At 62.8% G+C, this 22,030-nt stretch carries 22 protein-coding genes and 1 pseudogene; 12 read left to right on the top strand and 11 right to left on the bottom strand.

Annotated features, from left to right (window positions below):
- Nucleotides 1–5: 5 nt before the first annotated feature.
- Nucleotides 6–560, bottom strand: a complete 555-nt coding sequence (locus F4X08_13360; GenBank protein ID MYD26790.1) for a cytochrome c — start codon at nt 558–560, stop codon at nt 6–8.
- A 303-nt stretch (nt 561–863) separates the two neighbouring features.
- On the opposite strand from F4X08_13360, the pseudogene F4X08_13355 reads away from it, so the two are divergent.
- Together F4X08_13355 and F4X08_13350 are read left to right on the top strand one after the other, a co-directional pair.
- Nucleotides 864–2,165 (top strand): annotated as a pseudogene (locus F4X08_13355) (AmpG family muropeptide MFS transporter).
- Between the two features lie 95 nt (nt 2,166–2,260).
- Nucleotides 2,261–3,256 carry a TIM barrel protein gene (locus F4X08_13350; GenBank protein MYD26789.1) on the top strand — a complete coding sequence of 332 codons (996 nt, stop codon included), beginning with the start codon at nt 2,261–2,263 and terminating at the stop codon, nt 3,254–3,256.
- A gap of 26 nt (nt 3,257–3,282) precedes the next feature.
- On the opposite strand, the gene F4X08_13345 is transcribed toward F4X08_13350, so the two are convergent.
- The 3 genes from F4X08_13345 to F4X08_13335 all read right to left on the bottom strand — a co-directional run bounded on the left by F4X08_13345 (nt 3,283) and on the right by F4X08_13335 (nt 7,093).
- Nucleotides 3,283–4,098 (bottom strand): proline hydroxylase, encoded by an 816-nt coding sequence (locus F4X08_13345; GenBank protein ID MYD26788.1) that lies wholly within the window; start codon nt 4,096–4,098, stop codon nt 3,283–3,285.
- Nucleotides 4,099–4,161: 63 nt separating this feature from the next.
- Nucleotides 4,162–5,313 (bottom strand): N(4)-(beta-N-acetylglucosaminyl)-L-asparaginase, encoded by a 1,152-nt coding sequence (locus F4X08_13340; protein MYD26787.1) that lies wholly within the window; start codon nt 5,311–5,313, stop codon nt 4,162–4,164.
- A gap of 907 nt (nt 5,314–6,220) precedes the next feature.
- Nucleotides 6,221–7,093 carry an RNA methyltransferase gene (locus F4X08_13335; GenBank protein MYD26786.1) on the bottom strand — a complete coding sequence of 291 codons (873 nt, stop codon included), beginning with the start codon at nt 7,091–7,093 and terminating at the stop codon, nt 6,221–6,223.
- A gap of 212 nt (nt 7,094–7,305) precedes the next feature.
- Between F4X08_13335 and F4X08_13330 the strand changes: the two genes are divergently transcribed.
- The 3 genes from F4X08_13330 to rfbA are packed head-to-tail and all read left to right on the top strand — an operon-like array spanning nt 7,306 to nt 11,259.
- Nucleotides 7,306–9,261 (top strand): hypothetical protein, encoded by a 1,956-nt coding sequence (locus tag F4X08_13330; protein ID MYD26785.1) that lies wholly within the window; start codon nt 7,306–7,308, stop codon nt 9,259–9,261.
- 45 nt (nt 9,262–9,306) lie between these two features.
- The gene (locus tag F4X08_13325) at nt 9,307–10,356 is read left to right on the top strand and encodes an exo-alpha-sialidase (protein MYD26784.1); all 1,050 of its coding nucleotides are present in this window, start codon (nt 9,307–9,309) and stop codon (nt 10,354–10,356) included.
- A 30-nt stretch (nt 10,357–10,386) separates the two neighbouring features.
- Nucleotides 10,387–11,259 (top strand): glucose-1-phosphate thymidylyltransferase RfbA, encoded by an 873-nt coding sequence (gene rfbA, locus F4X08_13320; protein ID MYD26783.1) that lies wholly within the window; start codon nt 10,387–10,389, stop codon nt 11,257–11,259.
- 43 nt (nt 11,260–11,302) lie between these two features.
- On the opposite strand, the gene F4X08_13315 is transcribed toward rfbA, so the two are convergent.
- Genes F4X08_13315 through F4X08_13295 form a run of 5 tightly spaced genes read right to left on the bottom strand, consistent with a single transcriptional unit; the run spans nt 11,303 to nt 14,713 of the window.
- A complete protein-coding gene (locus tag F4X08_13315) occupies nt 11,303–11,887 on the bottom strand; it encodes a pentapeptide repeat-containing protein (GenBank protein ID MYD26782.1) in 585 nt (194 codons plus the stop codon).
- A 9-nt stretch (nt 11,888–11,896) separates the two neighbouring features.
- Nucleotides 11,897–12,742, bottom strand: coding sequence for a fumarylacetoacetate hydrolase family protein (locus tag F4X08_13310; GenBank protein ID MYD26781.1), 846 nt, complete (start codon nt 12,740–12,742; stop codon nt 11,897–11,899).
- A gap of 19 nt (nt 12,743–12,761) precedes the next feature.
- Complete coding sequence (locus F4X08_13305; protein ID MYD26780.1) at nt 12,762–13,835, bottom strand: D-glycerate dehydrogenase; 1,074 nt, start codon at nt 13,833–13,835, stop codon at nt 12,762–12,764.
- Nucleotides 13,747–14,412, bottom strand: a complete 666-nt coding sequence (locus F4X08_13300) for a nucleotidyltransferase family protein (protein ID MYD26779.1) — start codon at nt 14,410–14,412, stop codon at nt 13,747–13,749. The genes F4X08_13305 and F4X08_13300 overlap by 89 nt, the downstream gene beginning before the upstream one ends.
- A gap of 10 nt (nt 14,413–14,422) precedes the next feature.
- Nucleotides 14,423–14,713 carry a hypothetical protein gene (locus F4X08_13295; protein MYD26778.1) on the bottom strand — a complete coding sequence of 97 codons (291 nt, stop codon included), beginning with the start codon at nt 14,711–14,713 and terminating at the stop codon, nt 14,423–14,425.
- 329 nt (nt 14,714–15,042) lie between these two features.
- Between F4X08_13295 and F4X08_13290 the strand changes: the two genes are divergently transcribed.
- The 7 genes from F4X08_13290 to F4X08_13260 all read left to right on the top strand — a co-directional run bounded on the left by F4X08_13290 (nt 15,043) and on the right by F4X08_13260 (nt 21,175).
- Entirely contained in the window at nt 15,043–16,431 is a 1,389-nt protein-coding gene (locus F4X08_13290) for a 2-oxo acid dehydrogenase subunit E2 (GenBank protein ID MYD26777.1), read from the top strand.
- Between the two features lie 37 nt (nt 16,432–16,468).
- The gene (gene nthA, locus F4X08_13285) at nt 16,469–17,104 is read left to right on the top strand and encodes a nitrile hydratase subunit alpha (protein MYD26776.1); all 636 of its coding nucleotides are present in this window, start codon (nt 16,469–16,471) and stop codon (nt 17,102–17,104) included.
- Nucleotides 17,101–17,772 carry a nitrile hydratase subunit beta gene (gene nthB, locus F4X08_13280; protein ID MYD26775.1) on the top strand — a complete coding sequence of 224 codons (672 nt, stop codon included), beginning with the start codon at nt 17,101–17,103 and terminating at the stop codon, nt 17,770–17,772. Before nthA ends, nthB begins: the two co-directional genes overlap by 4 nt.
- On the top strand, nt 17,769–18,149 hold the full coding sequence (locus F4X08_13275; GenBank protein ID MYD26774.1) for a nitrile hydratase accessory protein: 381 nt from the start codon (nt 17,769–17,771) through the stop codon (nt 18,147–18,149). Before nthB ends, F4X08_13275 begins: the two co-directional genes overlap by 4 nt.
- Before the next feature lie 91 nt (nt 18,150–18,240).
- Nucleotides 18,241–19,599, top strand: coding sequence for a hypothetical protein (locus F4X08_13270; protein ID MYD26773.1), 1,359 nt, complete (start codon nt 18,241–18,243; stop codon nt 19,597–19,599).
- Nucleotides 19,600–19,773: 174 nt separating this feature from the next.
- Nucleotides 19,774–20,073 carry a hypothetical protein gene (locus F4X08_13265; GenBank protein MYD26772.1) on the top strand — a complete coding sequence of 100 codons (300 nt, stop codon included), beginning with the start codon at nt 19,774–19,776 and terminating at the stop codon, nt 20,071–20,073.
- A gap of 19 nt (nt 20,074–20,092) precedes the next feature.
- Complete coding sequence (locus tag F4X08_13260) at nt 20,093–21,175, top strand: Gfo/Idh/MocA family oxidoreductase (protein ID MYD26771.1); 1,083 nt, start codon at nt 20,093–20,095, stop codon at nt 21,173–21,175.
- A 53-nt stretch (nt 21,176–21,228) separates the two neighbouring features.
- Here the strand turns inward: F4X08_13260 and F4X08_13255 are convergent, their stop codons facing one another.
- A complete protein-coding gene (locus F4X08_13255; GenBank protein ID MYD26770.1) occupies nt 21,229–21,591 on the bottom strand; it encodes a chromosome partitioning protein ParB in 363 nt (120 codons plus the stop codon).
- Nucleotides 21,592–21,607: 16 nt separating this feature from the next.
- Nucleotides 21,608–22,018 (bottom strand): ankyrin repeat domain-containing protein, encoded by a 411-nt coding sequence (locus F4X08_13250; protein MYD26769.1) that lies wholly within the window; start codon nt 22,016–22,018, stop codon nt 21,608–21,610.
- Nucleotides 22,019–22,030: the final 12 nt, after the last annotated feature.

The following is a 22,030-nucleotide window of genomic DNA, read 5'->3' as shown; positions in this document are numbered from 1 at the left end:
GAGTACTATGGTTCGGATGAAGGTGCGTCCGCAGACGGCTGAAGCGAAGCCACGTACATGGCGATCTTGAAGCGCTCTTCGTCCTTGATATGGGGAAAGGGCACCATGGACGGGCTATCGGGGATGCCGTCTTTCAGCATGCCGGCGATCGTGACCACGTCACGGCCGATGCGGTAAGCCCCCGGGTCCCGGAAATCGCGGGGAGGGGGTTTCAGCGTGTCGGAAATCGGTCCGTCGCCATGACCGTCCAGACCGTGGCACACGGTACAGCCGTACCGGGCATACAACGCCTTTCCATCCTGCACGAACTCCTCGGGGATCTCGTGGAAGCCGATCGTCCCCGGCGTAATCGTGCCTTCGACCAGTTGAGCAATGAACGCCCGGGCAACGGCCTCCTCGTTGTCTGGGTCCGTTGACTCCGTGTCCGAACCGGACGAGCCGCAACCGGTGAGAATAAGCACCAGCACGCCGACGAACCCTATGACGCAGACGAACCACAGGCCGCCCCGAAGCCGTAGCGCCCGAGCCGGCTTCAACCACGTTGTCCCAGCCGAAAACATGGTTCTATCCTATGGGAATTCCGCTTCCCTGTCAACGACTACCGCCCTCGTATTCACCACCGGATCGGGCGGTCCGGGGCGCTGGCAGGCGACGGTCCGGGGCGCTGGCAGGCGACGGTCCGGGGCGCCGTCAGGCGATGGTCCGGACCCCTGCAATTCAATTGACGATGCCTGTGGGGGTGCATACATTCCCGTCGTCTTCAACACCCCATCCCAACCACGGCCGGCTCGGGCGCGAACCGCAACCGGGGAGAGACCTTGCGTAGCTTCAGGGAATCGCTATCGATCTACTTCGAGCGCCGCATGGCCCGCATTCTGCTGCTCGGGATCATCAGCGGATTCCCCTGGGTGCTCATCGGCAGCTGCCTCAATCTCTGGTTGAAAGAAGACGGGCTTTCCCGAACGGCCATTGGCTGGGCCAGCCTGATCTTCGGCGTGTACGCCTTCAACTTCCTCTGGGCGCCGCTGATCGACCGCATACGGTTGCCGCTGTTGACCGGATGGCTCGGTCACCGGCGGGCCTGGATCGTTACACTTCAGGCCGTCATCCTGGCCTGCCTGGTGCTCTGGAGTCTCGCCCAACCTACAGCGGACCTCAGCGTTGTCGTAGCGATCGGACTCGTCATCGCCATCGCGTCCGCCTCCCAGGACATCGCGATCGACGCGCTGCGCATCGAGCAGATTGGCACCTCGGAATCCGAATCCATGGCCGCCGGCGCGGCCACCGCCGTCGTCGGGTGGTGGACGGGGTTCAAACTCGGCGGCGTGATCGCCCTGGAGACCGCGCAGGCCCTGCAGAACGCCGGCGTCGAAGACTACTGGCAGACCACCTTCCTCTGTCTCGGAGCGGTGGTCATTCTCTGCAACATAGGCCTCGTTTTCGTCCGGGAATCCACGGCCGCCGATCGCATCGCCGCACAGGCCGAGGACGACAAACGAATCGCCGCCGGCCTGGCGCTGCCGAGTGGATTCGGACGCGTCGTCGCCTGGTTCGCGGGTACCGTGGCCAATCCATTGACGAGCTTCTTTCGGCGCAACGGAATCGCCATCGCCGCCGCCGTGCTCGGATTCGTCTTCCTGTTCAAGATCGGCGAAGCGTTCCTGGGCCGCATGTCCCTCATCTTCTACCGGGAGATCGGATTCACCCTGTCGGACATCGCCCTCTATTCAAAGGGGCTGGGATGGGTCGTCACCGTGGCCTTCACCGTGCTGGGCGGTTTCTTCGCCATTCGGGTCGGACTGATACCGGCCATGTTCGCGGCGGGGATCGCCATGGCGGCCACCAATCTGCTGTTCGCCACCCTGGCCTGGACGGGCAAGTCCGAGTTGATGTTCGCGACCGCGGTCGTGGCGGACGACATTACGGGCGCCTTTGCGACAGTCATATTCGTCGCCTTTATCTCGATGCTCGTCGACCGGACCTATACGGCCACGCAATACGCGTTGCTGGCCTCGATCGGAACGGCGGGGCGAACCCTCTTCGCGGCGTCCTCGGGCGCGATGGTCGACTGGCTCGATGGCGACTGGGGGACCTTTTTCATTATCACGGCGCTGATGGTGATCCCGTCTCTCGCGTGTCTCTGGGCCATCCGGAGCAAGCTGAGGGACCTGCTCTCCGGCAAGCGCGTGCGGATTTTCGGCAAGACCATGCAAGAAGAACCCGAAGAAGCGACCTGATCACCGAACCATGGAGGCCATACATGTACATCGGAACGCAGACCCGTTGCAGAAATGACACGGACATCGAGGTCCTGGCCCAACTCGGCGTGTTCAACGTGGACCAGACGCCGGCGGAGCCCTGGGCCGAGTGGACGGCCGACCTGCTGAAAGCCCAGCGCGAGCGGTTCGACCGGTACGGGATCAACCTCGAGATGATCCATATCCCCCTGGGCTCCGCGAGTGCCTTCCACAACGAGGCCGGCGCCATATTCCTGGGCAAGAGCGATGCGCGGGACCGCGCGCTGGACCGCATGTGCGAGACCGTGCGCATGGCTTCGGAGGCCGGGATACGGGGACTGAACTACAACATCACCCTGCTGGGCCACCTGCGTACCGAAGCCAGTTACGGCCGCGGCGGCGCGAAGCTGTCGACCTTCGACTACGACAAGCTGGACCAGTCCCGGCCTGAATTCGAAGGGGGTCCCGCCGACGAGGACGAGATGTGGGAACGCATCGACCACTGGCTGAAGACGATCATCCCCGTGGCCGAGGAATACAAGGTACAGATGGCATGCCACCCGTCGGACCCGGGCATCGGGCACGGCCGCACGTACCGCGGCGTTGCCCGGGTGCTGGGCATGTCGGACGGTTTCAAGAAGCTCATCGACCTGTACGACAGTCCCTACAACGGGCTGAACTTCTGCCAGGGTTGCATGTCGGAAAGCCTGGAGAACCCCTCGGAAGAGATCTACGACGTGATCCGCTATTTCGGCACCCGGAAGAAGATCTTCAACGTCCACTTCCGGAACATCAAGGGACGGCTGAACAACTTCGTGGAGGTCTTCCCCGACGAAGGCGACGTGGACATGCTGAAGGCGATGCGTACCTACAAGGAAGTGGGGTACGAGTACATGATCATGCCGGACCACGTGCCCGGAATCTCGGGGCCCGAGGCGGGCCAGGTGGGGTTCGCCTACGCCTACGGGTACATCCACGCGGCGATCCAGGCGGCGAATGCTGCGGACAGCATGGCCTAGCCTGGACTAGCCTGGATTAGATCGGATTAGCGAGCCGGGGTGGTCTGCGCGGCACTGTAGGTTCGCAGTCCGTCGTCCCCGATCGGCTCCAGGGGCGTGAAGTCCCGGTTGTTCTGGTACCAGGGCCTGACCTCGCGCGTGCAGGCGTTGCCGACGGCGTTGTAGATCAGGTAGAAGATGGCCCGCCGCCAGGGCGAGACGTTGTCGGCCGAGCCGTGGACGATGTTGCTGTGGATCAGGGCGACCGAGCCCGCCGGACCGATCAGCGGTTCGATGCCGTTCTCGTCGGCCAGTTGCTGCAGTGTGGTCCGGTCGATATGGAACAGATCGTAACCACGGCCTTTCGCGTCCTCGTGCAGTTCCGAGTCCAGCAGGCCCCACCGGTGGGAACCCGGAATGATCAGGAGCGGCGAAGTGACGGGCGTGCAGTCGTCGATGAACACCGACGCCATGATGCAATTCGGTTCGGGCATGCCATCGACCTTGTACCATGACGGGAAATCCTGGTGCCAGGTCCACGACGCCCCGCTCCCGAAGCCCTGCTTGGGATTCATGCGGGTCTGGTGGAGATAGACCTCGTCTCCCAGCAACTGGCGGACGGGATCCATCAGGCGGGGAAGCCGCGCCAACCGTTCGAAGGGCTCGGAGTAGGTATGCGCTCCGAAGGCCAACCGGGCGGCCGTGGGGTCGTCCTTCTCCCGCACCACCTCCGGTCCCTGCCGGCTGAGCACGTCCGGCACCGCGTCCTTCAGCGTCTTCACTTCCTGTTCGTCAAGCAACCCGGCGAAGAACAGGTAACCCGATTCGCGGAACGCGGCGATCTGCTGTTCATTCAGCGTCATTCACTACCTCGGTGTTTCCGGTTGACCGGATACCCATCAGCACCCCGGGTCAAGCCGACAGGTTTATCTCTGCTGCCGCTCCAACTTCCTCTCTTCCACCCGTTCCATCAACCTTTCCATCGTCGGCGCGGGGATCCTGGATTTGTCATAGACGTACGCCAGGGGTACCAGCCGGGCGCCGTCGGCGTTGGCCACGGCGTAACTGTCCCGACCGGGAAAGTACTCCAGGTATTCATCCGGCATCTGGTACATGGTCGCCCCGCCAAACCGGCCGTCCTTGGCCACGGCATAGAAGTTCAGGCTGAACATCGGCCGGCCGTCGTCCGTCAGCAGGCGGTCCTCCGTCATGGCTACAGCCCGCTCGAGCGTAGCCAGGCAGGCTTCCTGGGGTGATTTGCCCTGCCGCATGAACTCCACGATGAGAAAGGCGCCGCAAACCTTGATGTTCGCCTCGCCACGACCCGTGGAACCGGCGGCGCCCACTTCGTTGTCGCAGTACTGCCCCGTGCCGATGATGGGACTGTCGCCCACGCGGCCGGGGATCTTCCAGGAGAGGCCGCTCGTGGTCGTCACGCTGCCGATATCACCGTTGGCGTCCACGCCGCACATGTTGATTGTGCCGCCGGGACGATCGATCACGATATCGTCCTCGTGGTCGAGCCAGTCGTCGTCCGGACTGAGCTGGGACCGCCAGCGCAGCCAGTCCTGCCTGCTCTCCTCGGACAGCAGGTTCTGTTCCTTGAAACCCATGCCCAGGGCGAAGCGCTTCGCCCCCTTGCCGACCAGCATGATGTGATCGGTGTAATCCATGATCGCCTTGGCCACCAGCGACGCCGAGGCGATGTCCTCCAGCGCGGCGACGGAACCGGCCCTCCTGGTGGGTCCGTGCATGACGGACGCGTCCAGGGTGACGACGCCGTCTGCGTTCGGACGCCCGCCCAACCCCACGGACTGGTCATTGGGATCGAGCTCCTGGATGTTCACGCCGGCAATGACCGCGTCGAGGGGGTCGGCCTGGTCGTTCGTCATCATCTCGTAGGCCTTCCTGACGCCGCGGATCCCGTTGCGAGACGAAACAATGGTCGGCGGTGCGGGTGCGCCGTGGTTGGTGGGTACCGGTGCGGCGTGGGCCTTCGCGGACGCCGCATGACCGGCAGCAAGGCCGGTCAATGCGAGGGCGGAGGATTCCAGAAAGGCGCGGCGGGTGACTGGCATGGGAGTACCTCGATGTATTTGGGATGAACGTGCCGGGTGTGCGAAAGTCAGGTCGGTATTATACGTCGGATGGTGCGGCCATGACAAGGAAAAGTGGCGATCCTGGATCAATCAGTCAGCCGCTGCGGAATGGGAGTATGCGACCTGCGGTCCAGAAGGATTGGTCTTATCTTTGGGGATTTTACGTTAAACTGAACATCAACATTAAAGTCGGGCGCGAACGCCAACCCAGAGGGTTTGTCCTGTATGTTCATTATACACTACGTTCAACATCGGAGATAACCTGATCCCGCTGGTGCTCGTGCTGGAGATTTCCTTCCATTGGTCTCTTTCGACTACTGCGCCCACCGCCAGGCCAACCGCCCCACTGATCAGTCCGAAATAGCCAGCGAGCATGGCGGTAGTCCCGAGTCTCTCTTCGGTACCACAAAAGAAAGAAATCAACCCGCAGTCCTCTTCGGCCGATAAACCTGCCGCTATCCCGAACGCTGCTCCTATCCCGCCCCCTATCAGAAATCCGCGTTTCTTATAGGTCCGCTTCCCCATGTAGCGTTCCAGCAACACGATATCTTCTCGAGGCACCGATAGCACGTTACTGTCAGTCAGCCTCAATTGTAAACTGTCCGAAGGACTCTCCTGTACATATCCATCGAAACGCGCTTCTGGTGGCGAAGTAGTGACCCTCACCCGTTCCCCCAAACTCTGAGCTGCTGCAACCGAGGATACAACGCACAAAACCAATAACATGCTAAGACGAATTAACCAGTGCATCGGGAAGCCCCTTATCACGGACGTCAGTTTATTTCAGTATTGTAATCAGCGGGTCACGAGGGGTGGTGGTCTGTACGAGACCTTGGATATTTCATATAATGACACAGTTGTATGAGTGTCAATATTTTAGCATCGATCAGCGTATGTCCCTCACGCGGTACAACACCTCGTACAGCATCACGCCTGCGGCCACGGCCAGGTTCAGAGAATCGGCCCGGCCGGCCATGGGAATGCGCACCACGGTGTCGCAGGCATCCATGACTTCGTTGGAAAGACCGTGCTGCTCGCCACCCAGGCACAGGAGGAGGGGTGGGGCGTAGGTCGCGGACCGGAAGTCGGCCGGTGTGGCGTCCGAAGTGCCGATCATGGGGATATTCACTTGGCGCTTCCACTGGATCAGAGATTCAAGGGAGGATCGAACGATCTGCTGCGAGAAGACGGCGCCCATGCTGCCTCGCACGGACGCGGGGTCGTAGGGGTCCACCGTATCGCCAAGCAGGATGACGCCGGCCCCGCCCACCGCCTCGCTCGTTCGCAGGATCGAACCCAGGTTGCCCGGGTTGCCCACGTCCTCGAGGACTACCCAGCCCAGTGTATCGGCTGCGGTCGCATTGTCTGGGGAAGCACCGTCTGCGCCAGCTTCGTCGGTGGACGCATCACTACCTCCCAGCCGCACCCCCGCGTCGTCCAGGGCGGTCCATCGCTGCCTGGCGACGACCCCGATGCCTGCCGGCCCGTCCTTTCCGGACAAGGTTCGAAAGACCTCGGCGCCGACCTCCAGGATTTCGACGCCCTCTTCCCTGGCACGGCGCACCGTGTCCCGTCCGAAATCGCTTCGAAGCAGATCCAGCGCGACGACGAGGGTTTCGACGTCCGCCCCGGTTTGCACCGCCTCGCCGACGAGCCGGATGCCTTCTGCGAAGAACAACCCGGTTTCCTGCCGCCGTTTGCGCTGTGAAAGCGCCCGGATCGCCTTGATTCGGGGATTCTGCAGGCTGGTAATGACCATGATTGACAACCGTACAGGAGGACTTGAACAGCGTCAAGCCTATCTTCCGGACCTGCAGACGCCGCGCGACCGCGACGTCTGCACCGCACGCCCGTGCCGCGGACAATCACCTTGACACAGGCTTTCAACCGGCTATACCCTTTTCCTTCACCGGTCGTTCCCGATGACCGACCGCGAGACGTTCGCATTGCGCCGGCCCGAAAGGCTCCCCCATGTCGGTCACCTCACCGGAAACAGCCCGGGAAGCCCATCGCGTATCTACGCCGAGGGAGATGGTCACCCCTCGCGCCGTGGCTGTCGGCATGGCCTGCTCGCTGATCCTGGGCGTCGTCGATCCCTACTCCAACATGATCATCCAGGGTTCGTACCTGGGCAGCAACTTTACGCCCATCGGGGTGGTCTTCCTTTTCGCCGTCCTCGTCGGCATCGTCAACACCTTTCTGCGCACCTGGTCGCCGGGACTCGCCCTCACGCAGGGCGAACTGGCCGTCGTCTACATCATGTCGCTCATCGCGTCGGCCATCCCGTCGTATGGATTGACCGAGGTACTCCTCCCGGCCATGGCGTCCATGTACTACGCCACGCCGGAAAACCGCTGGATCGAGAACGTGACGCCCCACGTCGAACCCTGGCTGCTGCCCCAGGACTCCGAGGCCGTGCGATCCTTCTTCGAAGGCCTTCCCCGGGGCGGGGCCATCCCCTGGGGAGAGTGGGCCGGACCCCTCGCCGCCTGGCTCAGCTTCGTCCTGGTGCTGTACTTCGTGGTGTTCTGCATCACGGTCATCCTGCGCAAGCAGTGGGTGGAGCGGGAACGCCTGGTCTTTCCCCTGGTCAAGCTGCCGGCCGAGATGATCGATCCGGGCGAAGACGGCGCCCGTTCCCGCCTGGCGCCGTTCTTCCGCAACCGAATGATGTGGGCGGGTTTCGCTATTCCATTCCTGATCAACGCCTGGAACGCCGTACACAACTACATCTACTTTTTCCCTACCATCTACTTCCAGGAGACGATCAGTCTTTTCGGCAACCAGTTTGTGCTGCCCATAAACCTGTCTTTCCCGCTCGTGGGTTTCGCCTATCTGCTCAGCCTCGAGATCTCTTTCAGCCTCTGGCTTTTCTTTCTCATCGGACGGTTTCAGAACCTGGCGAACGCGAGCTTCGGCATCGACCTGGCGGGCAGTACCACGCTGCCCGGCGAGTACCAGATGTTCGGCGCCCTGCTGGTCCTCGCCCTCTTCAGCCTCTGGCTGGCCCGGGCCCATATCCGCGAGATCCTGGGCAAGGCGCTTCGCGGCGGAGCCTCCCCGGACGATGCCAACGAACCCCTCTCCTACCGGTTCGCCGTGATCGGCGGAGGACTGGGCGTGCTGTTCCTGCTCGGATGGCTGTGGATGATCGGCCTGTCCGCCTGGCTGGCCATCATTCTGCTGGTCCTCGTGCTGGCGGTCTACGTCGGTTTCGCGCGGATCGTGGCGGAAGGAGGCGTCCTCTTCGCGGAGACCTTCAATCCCCAGGAGTTCATGATCCACGGGTTCACCGGACCCGTCCTCGGTGCGCGCAACCTGGTCGCCATCGGGCTGACCAAGTTCTGGTTCACCCACACCCGCACGCTCATCATGCCCTCCATGGCCAACGGACTGAAGCTGGCCGATACCGCGGGGCTCAGGAACCAGCGCTGGCTCACCGCGGCCATCGGCCTGGCCATTCTCTGCAGCCTGGCCAGTTCGATCTACACGGTCATGTACCTGGCCTACGAATACGGAGGCATCAATCTCAACTGGCAGTTCTTCGGGGAGCTCCAGCAAAACCGGTTCAACTACTACGCGACCACCATCACCGCCACGTCCGAACCCGCCGGCCGGTGGTTCTTCTTCGGACTGGGCGCCGCCATCATGTGGGCCCTGATGTTTCTGCGGCAGAAGTTCATCTGGTGGCCCCTGCATTTCATCGGGTTTCCCGTGGGCGCCTCCGCGCCGCTCCTCACCGCCTGGTTCTCCATATTCCTGGCCTGGATGGTCAAGGGGCTCATCCTCAAGTTCGGCGGGATCGACATCTACCGCAAGATGCTACCCTTCTTCCTGGGCCTAATCCTCGGAGAGTTCGTCAGCGCCGGTTTATGGGTCATCATAGATGGATTGACGGGTGTTACGGGGCACATCATATTCAACTGAGAACCGGGTGAATCGACGCGAATCGACGCAAACCGGGAACCACGAATGACCGGCACCTTTGAACAGTCCGCACTGTGGACCAGCGGCACGGATGGTTACGACACCTATCGCATTCCCGCGATCATCGTGACGGTCCGGGGATCGGTCCTCGCCTTCTGTGAAGGCCGCAAGGCCAGCCGGAGCGATACGGGCGACATCGACCTGCTGGTGAAGCGCAGCGAGGACGGCGGGCGCACCTGGTCGGAACAGAAGGTGGTCTGGGGGGACGCGGGGAACACCTGCGGCAATCCATGCCCGGTCGTCGACCGCGAGACCGGGACCGTCTGGCTGCCGATGACCCACAACCTGGGCATCGACCACGAACCCCGGATCATCGACGGGACGAGCGAGGGCACGCGGACCGTGTGGGTCACGGCGAGCGAGGACGACGGCCGCACGTGGCGCGAGCCGCGGGACATCACCGCCACCGCCAAGCGACCGGACTGGACCTGGTACGCCACCGGACCGGGCAACGGCATCCAGCTTTCGTCGGGCCGGCTTTTGATTCCCTGCGATCATATCGAGGCCGGCACGAAGCGCTACTACTCCCATGTCGTCTACAGCGACGACCACGGGGAAACCTGGCGTCTGGGCGGTTCCACTCTGGTGGACCAGGTCAACGAATGCTGCGTCGTCGAGCTGGAGAACGGGGATGTGGTGCTCAACACACGGAACTACGACCGAACCAGGCGCACCCGGCAGGTCACCGTCAGCGGCGACGGCGGGATAACCTGGCAGGACCAGCGCCACGACGAAACCCTGATCGAACCGATCTGCCAGGCAGCCCTCATCCGGTATCCCGACAAGGGCGACCGGCTGCTGTTCTCGAACCCGGCCAGCCGGGAGGAGCGGCGCAACCTGACCGTGCGTCTCTCCGGCAACGGCGGCAGATCCTGGCTCCACGAGCGGGTGCTGCATCCGGGACCGGCCGCCTATTCATCCCTGGCCGTGCTTCCGGACGGGACCGCCGCCTGTCTGTACGAGCGCGGGGAAGACCATTCCTACGAGACGATCACCCTGGGCCGGTTCGACCTGGAATGGTTGATGGATGGGTGAGCGCACACAACCGAGAACCGGAGACCGTACATGAAGGGCATCATACTCGCGGGCGGCCATGGGTTGCGTCTCTACCCGCAGACCCTGGCCATATCCAAGCAGATCATCCCCATCTTCGACAAGCCGATGATCTACTACCCGCTGTCCGTCCTCATGATGGCGGGCATCCGGGATATCCTGGTCATCTCATCCCCCGAACACATCGACCTGTACCGGCGGCTCTTCGGAGACGGAAGCGCCCTTGGCATGCGTTTCGACTATGCCGTGCAGCCCGCGCCGGAGGGGGTGGCGCAGGCCTTCCTGATCGGCGAGTCGTTCATCGGGAATGATCCCTGCGCGCTGATATTCGGCGACAACTTCTTTTACGGAAGCAGCCTGTCGGAACTGGTCGAGCGTGCCGCACAGCACAGGGAAGGAGGACTCGTCTTCGCCTGCTACGTCAAGGAGCCCGAACGGTACGGCGTGGTCGAATTCGACGAGCGTCAACGGGCCGTCAACATCGAGGAGAAACCCCGCCATCCCCGGTCCAACTACGCCGTGACGGGCATGTACTTCTACGACAACGAAGTCGTATCCATCGCGAAGACCCTGCGCCCATCGGGACGGGGTGAGCTCGAGATCACCGACGTGAACAACATCTATCTGCGCAGGGGCATGCTGAAGGTGGAGCGCTTCGACGAAGGGATCGTCTGGATGGATACCGGTACGCCGGAAAGCCTGCTGGAAGCGAGCAATTTCGTCCAGGCCGTCGAGCACCGGCAGGGGCTGAAGATCGGATGCGTGGAGGAGATCGCCTACCGGAAGGGCTTCATCGACCGGGACCAGGTGCTGAGGACCGGCAACCTGGTGGAAGACAACCCGTACTGCGAGTACCTGCGCCGGCTAGCCGGTCCGGACGTATAAGGGGTCCGGACGGCCCGCGCCAGGTCTTCCCGAGCAGCCCCGGCTACTCCGCCTGGACCGTCTGCCGCTTCAGCCGGACGCCGGTCAGGACCGCGCCGTCGAGCAGGGCGCTGCGCATCTCCGTCTCGTACATGTGGGCATGGGACAGGTTGGCGTTTCTCAGGTCCACCCCCGTCAGGTCCGCCTCGCCGAAAAGACACCAGGTCATATCCGCGCCTTCGAAACTCGTGGCTGCGGCGAAGGGATCGTCGGACTGGAACCTGGGCACGCCGATCCGGGCCGCGCGCAGGTCCGCCTTCCTGAAACTGGCGCCCGACGCGGTCGCGCCGTTGAGAAACGCGCCGACCATGTGGGCGCCGTCGAACCGGGCTCCCACGATGTGGGCGCCGATCAGCACCGCCCGCTCGAGCTTCGCGCCCGATAGATCCGCGCCGTTCATCTTCGCGTCGCGGAACTCCGACTCGGTCAAATCGGCGTTGGTAAAGTCGGTCCCTTCGAGGTTGGCATCCCTGAAATCGACGCGGGGCAGAATGGCCTCCGACAGATCCAGGCCGCCCAGGTCAACGCCCGTGAGGTCGCCCGTGTCCGCCGCCCGGGCCAGCGCCTGTTCCCTGTTCAGTTTCTCCATGATTTTCCTCTATCGCACGTGGTTCTTCAACATGCCGATGCCTTCCACGCAGGTCTCCATGTAGTCGCCGGCCTTGAGCAGGATCTTCGGATCGCGGAACACGCCCACGCCCGCGGGCGTGCCGGTCGAGATCACGTCGCCCGGCAGCAGGGTCATGGCGCTCGATATGCGCGACACCAGCGTGGGCACGTTGAAGATGAGGTTGTCGGTGTTGCTGTCCTGCAGCACTGTCCCGTTCAGCGTCAGTTTCACGGCGAGCGCGTTCGGATCGGGAATCTCGTCCTTCGTCACCAGCCACGGGCCCATGGGACAGAACGTGTCGTAGCTCTTGCCCTGGTGCCACTGCTGCTGCCGGAACTGGATGTCGCGGGCGCTCACGTCGTTAGCCACAGTGTACCCGGCGATGTAGCCGTAGGCGTCCGCTTCGGAGACGGCCGTGGCGGTCCTGCCGATGACCACGGCGAGCTCCACCTCGTAGTCCACCTGCTCGCTTTCCGCCGGCAGCACCACGTCGTCGTACGGACCCACCACGGACGAGGTGGCCTTGGAGAAGAGCAGTGGGTGTTCGGGCAGCGGAACGTTCTGCTCCGTCGCGTGATCGAGGTAGTTGAGCCCGACGCACACGATCTTGGGCGGACGGGGTATGGGAGACGCCAGCCGCGCGCCTTCCAGGGGCGTCCGCGTACCGGCGCCGCTTTCCACCGCCCGGGACACCGCCTCGACAGCATCCGCTTCCAGCACGCCCAGCATGGTGCCGGGCAGGGACGCGTCGGCGGACCCCAGATCTACGATCTCATCGCCGACGACGGCACCGATCCGTTCCTGTCCGCTTTCTCCATAGGTCACTAGCTTCATATCCGGCTCCTGTATCTGATCATTCCGATGGTGTTGAAGGTTTAAATTGCTTCCATTCCGGGTTCACGCAGTTCGGCGGGTCCTCCCCGCTGACCATGGCGATCAGGTTGGCCGCGGCCGTGTTGCCCATCTTGATGCGCGTGGCGACCGTCCCACTGCCGACGTGGGGCAGCAGGACCACGTTCTCCAGGTCCGCCAGGCCCGGTTCCAGTGCCGGCTCCCGCTCGAAGACGTCGAGTCCCGCACCGGCGATGGCGCCTTCGCGCAGCGCCCGGACCAGGGCCTTCTCGTCGACTACGGGTCCACGGGTCGTATTGATGAGATAGGCCGTGGACTTCATCTGGTCCAGTTCGCGTCCGCTGATGAGGTGGGTGGTTTCGGGCGTGAGCGGCACGTGCAGCGACACGAAATCCGATTCCCTGAGCAGGTCGTCCAGCGGGAGATACCGCGCGCCCGTGCACTCGATGGTCGCGTTGCGCCTGCGGCTCGTATAGACGACGGGCATGGAAAACCCGGCGGCCCGCCGGGCCGTGGCCGTACCGATGCGTCCCGCGCCGACAATGCCCAGCGTCTTGCCCGTGACGTCGCTGCCCAGCATCAGCAGAGGACCCCATCCCGCAAAGCGTCCCTCCCGCACGAACCGGTCGCCTTCCGCGACCCGGCGGGCCGTGGCGAATATCAGGGCCCAGGCGATATCGGCGGTCGTGTCGGTCAGCACGCCCGGGGTATTGGACACCGGAATGCCGCGCCGCGTGCAGGCGTCCACGTCGACGTTGTTGTACCCTACCGCGTACATGGCTATGCCCTTCAGGCCCGGAGCGATGTCCAGGACCTCGTCGTCGATGTCCTCGGTCAGCAGGCAGAGCAGCCCGTCGCGGCCACGGACCGCCTCGAGGAACTCCCCACGGGTCATCGCCCGGTCATGGGGATTGACGTCTACCACACCGCAGGCCGTGTCCAGCATCCGGATGGATTCGTCGGGAATGCGCCGGGTAACGAGTACGTTAGCGCTCACCGGATTCGGGTTCCTCTTTCCATCTACGCAGGGCCTCTTCGTAATCGCTTCGGTGGTCCAGGTCGACGAGTACCGCATCCGTGTCCACCGGTACCGCGCGGACGCTGCCTGAGTGCCGGTCGCGCAGCGCCTTCAATCCGCCTGGCATGGATTCGAACAGGATTTCCTCGCGGTACGCGGGCGACAGGATCATGGGATGTCCCCGCTTCCCGTCGTGCACCGGGAGTACCATGCCCTCGGGTCGTCCCTCGTATTCGTCGATTAAACGGTTCACGATTCCGGTCGTAACCAGGGGCTGATCGCCGAGCGCGATCATGATGGCCTGATCGGGTTCGATGTACGCCAGGCCGCATCGGATCGACGATAACATGTCGCCTTCCGGGTCCGGGTTGTACGCGAGGCGGACCGGCAACCCCGAGATCCGCTTTACAATTTCCATGGCGCGGTAACCCAACACGACGACGACTTCCTTTCCAAGGCGCGAGCGCGTCAGCGTGCGGATCACCTGTTCGATCAGCGTGACGCCGCCGAAGGGCAGCAACTGCTTCGGCGTCCCCATGCGCTCGGACCGGCCGGCGGCGAGAACGAGACCCGTGATCATCGGATCGGCTGGACCGTCGCCCGCGGCCCGCTCCTCAGCGTAATCTTCACCCACGGCGCGCCTGTCAATCGTCCGCGTGCGCGGCGTCTATGAAATACACCTTGTCGCGATCGTACCATTGCTGGTCCTCTTCCCGGAACCAGGTGTAGACGGTCTTCCCGTCGGGGCTGGCCGTGATGAAACGCTGTCCCATATTCGAGATCGTGGATCCCATGACGATGTTCTTGGCCATGGCCGGACGGGGATTCAACGGCGTGGACACGCTGGACAGTTCATCCTTGAATACATTCGCCAGCAGGCCGACGGCGATCAGCGTCAACACCACTTTCGTGTATCGATCGACTTTGATTTCCATGTGGCTTGGATCCTCCACGCAGGTAGGTGAACAACAGCTGGACAGGGCCTCGGATCAAGGCGTTCCGAGCACCTGTTCATACATTCGTTCCGCGGAGAAGATGCCATACCTCGGGACGGTTTTCCTTCCGCGATTTTCGAATGCAGAATCGGGGTGAATCTATCCCTTCCCGCCGGTCCAAGTCAATCAAAAAATGCTTGACGCCAACCACGTGGAAGTGTATGCTCTACGCACTTTGAACCGCGTTGTAAGTCAGTTACATACATAGGGTTTAGCACGACGTAAACCGAACTGGTCCGTGCGTTGCAGAGCACCCCGGGGAGCCCGTAATGGCCACTGAAATCATCATGCCCGTTCTCGGCATGACCATGGAATCCGGAATCATCGTGGAGTGGATGAAAGAGGAAGGCGATTCCGTCACGGAAGGCGAGGTGCTCTTCAACGTCGAAACGGACAAGAGCGTGATGGAAGTGGAGGCCAAGGCTTCCGGCACGCTGCTCAAGATTCTGAACGGCCCGGGCGACGACGTGCCCATTCAGCAGGTCATCGGTTACATCGGCGAAGCGGGCGAAGTCATTGCCGGAGCGGTCGACGCGGGTGACCCCGGTGACGGCGACGCGGCGACGGTCGGCACATCGGACGGTACAGCGAATGGCACTACGGGAGGCGAGGATGCCCCGGCCGCAGACGGCGCAGCGGACGGCACCACAGGGGGCGCGGATGGCGCGGCGGCCGCCGGCGCCGCAACGGCCGCCGGCGCCGCAACGCCCGGACCACCCGGCCGCGTGAAGATTTCCCCGAAGGCGCGGCGGCACGCCCGCGATCTCGGCATCGCCATCGAACAAATCGCGGGTACGGGTCCCGGCGGGCGGATCGTATTTTCCGACGTGGAGGCCTACGCCGCCCGGACCGCCGCAGCGGCACCCGCGCCGGCCCCGGCTCCCGTTGCGGCCCCGGCTCCCGTTGCGGCCCCGGCTCCCACAGCGGCTCCGGCCGGCCCGGGTTCCAAACGCGTCCAGCGCCGCGCACCGCTCAGCGGACTGCGCAAGGTCGCCGCGACGCGACTGGCCGAAAGCGCGTCGACCATTCCCCACTTCTACCTCACCATGGACGTGGACATGACCCGCCTTACCGGGCTTCGGGAACAGCTGATCGCCTATGGTGAGAAGCGCGGCCTGGCCAGGGTTTCCGTGAACGACCTGATCATCAAGGCCGCCGGCATCGCCTTGCGGTCCTTTCCCGCCGTCAACGCCTCCCTCGAGGGCGGGGAGGTCGTGGAATACGCCGACGTGAACGTTGGCTTCGCCGTCGCCCTCGATGACGGACTGGTCGTGCCCGTGGTGGCATCGGCCGATCAGAAATCGGTCTTCGACATCGCCGCGGCGACCCGGTATCTGGGCGAGAAGGCCCGTGGTAAAGGCCTGGGTCCCGAAGACTACGGTTACGGCACCTTCACCATCTCCAATCTCGGCATGTTCGGCGTGGACCAGTTCACCGCCATCATCAACCCGCCGGAAGCGGCCATTCTCGCCGTGGGGCGGGTCAAGGACACCCCCGTCGTGGCGGACGGCAAGGTCGAGATCAAGGCCATGATGTCGGTCACCCTGTCCTCCGACCACCGGCTCATCGACGGCGCGGTCGCCGGCCAATTCCTCTCCCACCTCAGGGAAATCCTCGAGCAGCCGCTCGAACTGCTGATCGGGCAGGACGGCGCGTGAGCCACTTCCGCGGCGAGCGATAGTAAAGAAGTACCGCATGACCAACGATCACCGACACGATCAAGACCACACGGACCCGCCCCCGGATATCGAGTTGCGCGTGAAAGCGCTCGAATCGCTGCTCGTGGAAAAAGGCCTCGTCGATCCGGAAGCGCTGGACGCGCTCATCGACCTGTACCAGGACAAGATCGGTCCGGCGAACGGGAAACACGTCGTGGCGCGTGCATGGACGGATGAAGCGTTCAAACGCTGGCTGCTTGACGACCCGAATGGCGCCATCGCATCGATGGGCTACGTAGGGGCGCAGGGCGAGCAGATACGTGTCGTGGAGAACACGGACGACGTGCACAACCTCGTGGTCTGTACGCTCTGCTCCTGCTACCCGTGGCCGCTCCTCGGCCTGCCCCCCGTCTGGTACAAGTCCGCGCCCTACAGAGCACAGGCCGTCTTGGATCCGCGCGGTGTGATGGCACAGTTCGGTACGGAGGTTGCCGAGCGGAAAGAGGTGCGCGTGTGGGATTCCACGTCCGAAATGCGCTACCTCGTACTGCCGCAGCGTCCCGAAGGCACGGAGGGATGGGGTGAGGAAGAACTCATGGAACTCATTACGCGTAACGCTATGATCGGTGTCGAGGAGGCGCGCCGTCCGGAATCGGAGGTCCGCAAAGCATGAGCGGTGTACACGATATGGGCGGGATGCGAGGGTTCGGGCCGGTGCGGCCTGAGCCGGAGTCCGAGGAGCCAGTCTTCCACGAGGAATGGGAGGGCCGGGTGTACGGAATCGTCCGGCTCATAGGACTTCTGGGACTGTGGAACATCGACATGTCGCGTCACAACAGGGAACAGTTGCCTCCCGCCGACTATCTCGCCAACTCCTATTATGAGAATTGGTTCGCGGGGATCAGGCAGCAACTGGTCAGGTCCGGTCTCGTTTCGAAGGAGGAACTGCAAGCGGGAAGGGCATCGACCCCCGTGCCGGAACACATCATGGAGAAGGTGGTGCATGCCGAAAAGGTGCGTGCGGCCCCCTACATGACTTCGAGCTACGTCAGGCCTGCGTCCTCATCGCCCCGATTCTCGTCGGGCGACCGTGTACGCGCGATCAACCGCTATCGGCCTGGGCACACCCGGGTACCGGGCTATGTTCGAGGCTACACGGGGATCGTGCGTGAGCACTACGGATCGCAGGTGTATCCGGACCTGAGCTCCCAGGGCGTGGAAGAGGGAAGGCACCTCTACAACGTTCGCTTCGAGGGCCGTGATCTGTGGGGGGAATCGGCCAACGCGAACAGCGCCGTATACGTCGACCTCTGGGAGACGTACCTGGAGCCTGCACCATGACCGACCCGCAACTGCCCGGCGGTACGAATGGGCTGGGGGACATTTCGCTGGGGAACATCCCGCTGGGGGACGATGGCTCGCCGGCGTTTGCCGCGCCATGGGAGGCATCGGCGTTTGCGATCACGGTGCGTCTCTCCGCCCAGGGTCACTTCACGTGGGACGAGTGGACCGCCACGTTGAGCGAGGAGATACGCGCGGCACAGCGGGAGGGCGACCCCGACCTGGGCGATACTTATTACAAGCACTGGCTCCGGGCGCTGGAGCGCCTCTGCAGAGAGCGCGGGCTCGTGTCAAAGGAGGAAGCTTCCGACCGCAGGGACGCGTGGCAAAGGGCGTATCTCAACACCCCGCACGGAAAACCGGTCGAACTGATATGACGGTACTGCGCTGCACCGGACCACGGAATGGACCCTCGCCGCCTCATGCCGGAGGTAACGGACGGTGATTCGCGTTATAGCAGTATGCTGCATGGCCAGTCTGTGCTGGAATACGCAGGTCGCACAGGCCGCACAAGCCCAGTCGGACTCGCCGGAAGCGCTGCTCAACGCTTATTATGATCTCTGGCACCTGTTGGAACGACAGCCAACCTCGGAAGAAGTCGACGCCCGGTCGCCCTATTCCGCCGGCAGATACCTGGAGGAATGGGACAACTGGGAGAACGTGCGCCTGGCACTGGCGGAATACCTGTACCAGCAAGCGCTGTTTGCGGCCTTACGGGAGGAAGTGGAGACTGCCGCGGAATACTACCGGAAATGTCTCGAAATAGATCCGGACCACCCACAGGCGAGCGCGGCCTACGGTATAGACCTGGACGAAGCCGCCCTGAAACGGGATGAGTTCACGCAGGAGAAGGCTGGATCCACCGCACTATCCTCATTCCTTACGTTTCTGGCATTACTGGAGCGGGGTGATGAGCAGGCTGCCCGCAACAACTTCCTGCTGGCCCAGAGTCAGAAAGCGGGGTACATCGCGTCGGAAATCGCAAGGCTGCAGGCGATTTACGATAGCGCGGTCGAACTCTTCGACCAGGAAACATATGGTGAAGCAGCAGACCTGTTCATGATGTTGATCGAGTTAAGGCCGAACCAGATCGGTTACGAGGAAATCTACCGTCCGAACGCCGGCAGCATCCGGCAGTACCTGGCCGACGCCATATACCGGAACGAAACTGAACGGTCCACCCGATTCGCAACCCGCTCGAAGGGCGCACAATTGGCGATGTGGTATACCGGAAACTGGATGGCGCAGTTCGGCGAACTGGGCCTGGAGGCCACGAGACTGGCGCCAACCGAAGCCGGCCAGGCCCGCGTGCCGCTGCCGAATCTCAAGATGGCGGCCAGGTCCTACCTGGGCGGCGACCTGGGCGTTTCGGTCCGCATTACGGGTTTTCTCTGGGCGGGCGCCAGTTGGTCGCAGTTCATGGTAACTCCTCATGCCGAGTACACGGTGAACAACCTGGACCACTCACCCAGGATACCGGGCGCATACATTTCGGCCCTGTCGTTCTTCGCAGAAACCTCCACCATGGTCTCGCGGACAACCCGAATGTATCTGCAGGCCGGCGCGGGCCGCTATAACGCGAACTTCCCAAGCGTCCTCCTGGGAACCATCGAACGCCCGCCGAGGATATTGGCCCACAGGAGCACGTCAATCGGCGGATTCGTCGGCGGGGGATGCGATGTGTGGTTTTTTACCAACGACATCGGGCTTCTTGGCGTCCGACTGGATTTGAAGTACCATCGCATGAGCGGGGACGACCAGGATACGAATCGTTCTATCACCCTGAACGGGCTCAGGTTTGGCGCAGGTATGACGTTTTCCCTGTAGCGGACTTCGGTGGATCGAAATAGTCACTATACGCGCCCGTGCCAGAACCTGTGATCCATCCAGGTCACGCAACCCATCCAGGTCAGGAGAAGTTCAGTTACGAGGTTTGGTGAGACTACGCACACTAATCCATTAAGCGGAGTGCTCATTCAACCTCAATGAAAGGACCTGACCATGGAAACCATCGGTATATTCATTCAGGGAACCACGGCCGCCGGCGTCCTCGTCGTGGCGATCCTGACCTTCCTGGGGCGTTCGACGAATGTACTGAGGGAGGACATCGGGATTTTGCGGGAGGATATCAAAGGACTACGAACCGAAATGAATGTCAAGTTCTCAGAGGTTCGGACCGAAATACACGATATAAACACCCGCCTGGATCGGGTGAACACCCGCATGGATGGGGTGAATACCCGCCTGGGTCGGGTCGAGGGTCATCTTCGGATTTCCGACGACCATCAGGTCGACCGCTGATCTCGAGGAAGTAACGCCAATGCCGGACTCTGGAGGCGAAGCCTTTCAAACCGTGCGAGCCACCGCACCGGAGCATACCTATCGCGGCGCCGTGGTCGGTTGCGGGAGGATGGGCAGTACCATCGACGACGAGCACGTCGGTCAGCCCCATTACCCGTGGCCATGGGCGCACGCGCCGGCCATGATGGAGGCGAGGGGGATCGATCTCGTGGCCGCCGCGGACGAGGACCCCGCCAAGCTCGCGGATTTCAGGCGGCGCTGGGGCTGTGCGGCCCTGTACACCGACTACAAGGAGATGGTCGAGAAGGAAGCGATCGACGTGATCTGCCTGACTACGCGGCCCGAGCCGCGCGCGGAGATCACGGTGGGACTGGCCGAACTGGGCGTGAAGGCCATCTTCGCCACGAAGCCCATGTGCCGCACGCTGGCCGAGGCCGATGCCATGATCGACGCCTGCGCCAGGAACGGCGTCATCCTCGCCATGGCCTGCCATCTCAACTGGTACGGCTACTATACGACGGCACGCAGGCTCATTGCCGAAGGCGCCATCGGCCCCCTGAAGTCCATGGTCTGCCACAGCCCGTCGACGCTGTCCAATATCCAGAGCCACACCCTGGCCCTGCTACGGCTTTTCGCCGGCGCGCCCGCGCAGTGGGTCGTCGGCCTGATCGACACGGACGAGCAGGCGCGGTCCGAAACCGATATCCCCGGATCAGGAATAATCGTATACGAGAACGGGATCCGGACCATCCTGAACTCACGGTCCGAATCGCACGTCTACTCCTGGTCCCTCGAGTTCATCGGCGAAACCGGCCGTATCGTATCCCGAAACTCCCACGCCCAGTTCGAGTTGTGGGCGCCTCATCCAGTGACTGGCGCGCCTGCCCATACCCACCTGCCTGGGCCCTGGCATCCCCGGAGTTCCATGGTCGATGCGATAGAAGGCGTATGCCGTTCCATTGAAGCGGGAAGAGAGACGACCTGCCCGGGCGAGTTCGGACGTGAAGCCCTCGAAATCGCCATTGCATTAAGGGAATCTCACCGCCGGGGAAACGTGCGAGTCGATTTGCCGCTTGAGGACCGGAGTCTGCGGATGGGGTAGGTGCTACGCGAAGTACATAAGACTTGTGATATTACGACATCATTTGCTTGTGATCACAACGCCTCGATCTCATCCGGTTCCGGCATCTCCTCAAAACGCACCGCCTTCACCGTCTTTCGCCCCTCAAGCAGAGCACGCGCAAGCCGATGACCGCCGTCCATGAGTTGCCCGTTGTCGTTTAAGATCACGGGGTAGCGCGGGTCGGTCTCGTTGATCCGCCGGCAGTGGTCGGCCACCTCCCGTATGGTCGGCGTCCTGCCTTCGCCGAACCAGCAGTCCCGGTCCAGCTCCTCGAAAAGATCGACGTCGACATCGTATACCGGCAGGTCCTTCGCCAGCTCCCACAGCCGTTCGGTGTACCAGATGTACCGCTTGCCGTCGCGCTCTGTCGAATGGGTTTGGATAGTTCTCCGCAAATTGCTCTTTCTCCGTTCACTTCGGCTTCTTGTCCAGGGACCTCAGCAGCTTCACGACTTCCGCGGCTTCCTTGCCTCCCTTTCTCGCGTGAGCCATGAGCGAGATCCCGTGGGGGCCCGGCTTGTCTTTTTCAGATAGATTGTCGGCGAGAACGGCCTGCACGATGCTCAGCTTCCCCAACATGGCCGCGGCATAGAGGTCGATGCGCGCCCCATGCTGCAGCAGGTATTCCGAGATGTCCCTGCGTCCCATATGCGCGGCCGCCCCGAGCCCGGTTTCCCAGTCGCCGCCGCCCCAGTCCCAGCAGGCATTGACCAGTGCAGGTTCTTTGTCCAGCAATGCCTTGACGCTCTCGAAATCGCTGTGGGCGTCGTACACGAAACGATGTACCATTTCCGAATCTAATGCTGCCTTCTTGGGAGACATATTCTAGCATCC

It is taken from the genome of Gemmatimonadota bacterium (genome assembly GCA_009841265.1).
GTDB lineage: Bacteria > JAAXHH01 > JAAXHH01 > JAAXHH01 > JAAXHH01 > JAAXHH01.
The sequence above is the reverse complement of the archived record's forward strand: the minus strand, read 5'-3'. Positions and strand labels throughout refer to the sequence as shown.

Excerpts from the sequence above, each read along its gene's own strand:
- F4X08_13335 (MYD26786.1), bottom strand. The coding sequence starts at position 7,093 with ATGGTCATTACCAGCCTGCAGAATCCCCGAATCAAGGCGATCCGGGCG.
- F4X08_13305 (MYD26780.1), bottom strand. The coding sequence starts at position 13,835 with ATGCGGTACTCGTCGACCTGGACCACCGAAGCGATTACGAAGAGGCCC.
- F4X08_13325 (MYD26784.1), top strand. The coding sequence starts at position 9,307 with ATGACCGGCACCTTTGAACAGTCCGCACTGTGGACCAGCGGCACGGAT.
- F4X08_13295 (MYD26778.1), bottom strand. The coding sequence starts at position 14,713 with ATGGAAATCAAAGTCGATCGATACACGAAAGTGGTGTTGACGCTGATC.
- F4X08_13265 (MYD26772.1), top strand. The coding sequence starts at position 19,774 with ATGGAAACCATCGGTATATTCATTCAGGGAACCACGGCCGCCGGCGTC.
- F4X08_13360 (MYD26790.1), bottom strand. The coding sequence starts at position 560 with ATGTTTTCGGCTGGGACAACGTGGTTGAAGCCGGCTCGGGCGCTACGG.
- F4X08_13330 (MYD26785.1), top strand. The coding sequence starts at position 7,306 with ATGTCGGTCACCTCACCGGAAACAGCCCGGGAAGCCCATCGCGTATCT.
- F4X08_13315 (MYD26782.1), bottom strand. The coding sequence starts at position 11,887 with ATGGAGAAACTGAACAGGGAACAGGCGCTGGCCCGGGCGGCGGACACG.
- F4X08_13310 (MYD26781.1), bottom strand. The coding sequence starts at position 12,742 with ATGAAGCTAGTGACCTATGGAGAAAGCGGACAGGAACGGATCGGTGCC.
- F4X08_13270 (MYD26773.1), top strand. The coding sequence starts at position 18,241 with ATGGCCAGTCTGTGCTGGAATACGCAGGTCGCACAGGCCGCACAAGCC.
- F4X08_13345 (MYD26788.1), bottom strand. The coding sequence starts at position 4,098 with ATGACGCTGAATGAACAGCAGATCGCCGCGTTCCGCGAATCGGGTTAC.
- F4X08_13275 (MYD26774.1), top strand. The coding sequence starts at position 17,769 with ATGACCGACCCGCAACTGCCCGGCGGTACGAATGGGCTGGGGGACATT.
- nthA (MYD26776.1), top strand. The coding sequence starts at position 16,469 with ATGACCAACGATCACCGACACGATCAAGACCACACGGACCCGCCCCCG.
- F4X08_13260 (MYD26771.1), top strand. The coding sequence starts at position 20,093 with ATGCCGGACTCTGGAGGCGAAGCCTTTCAAACCGTGCGAGCCACCGCA.
- F4X08_13350 (MYD26789.1), top strand. The coding sequence starts at position 2,261 with ATGTACATCGGAACGCAGACCCGTTGCAGAAATGACACGGACATCGAG.
- F4X08_13340 (MYD26787.1), bottom strand. The coding sequence starts at position 5,313 with ATGCCAGTCACCCGCCGCGCCTTTCTGGAATCCTCCGCCCTCGCATTG.
- F4X08_13290 (MYD26777.1), top strand. The coding sequence starts at position 15,043 with ATGGCCACTGAAATCATCATGCCCGTTCTCGGCATGACCATGGAATCC.
- nthB (MYD26775.1), top strand. The coding sequence starts at position 17,101 with ATGAGCGGTGTACACGATATGGGCGGGATGCGAGGGTTCGGGCCGGTG.
- rfbA (MYD26783.1), top strand. The coding sequence starts at position 10,387 with ATGAAGGGCATCATACTCGCGGGCGGCCATGGGTTGCGTCTCTACCCG.
- F4X08_13250 (MYD26769.1), bottom strand. The coding sequence starts at position 22,018 with ATGTCTCCCAAGAAGGCAGCATTAGATTCGGAAATGGTACATCGTTTC.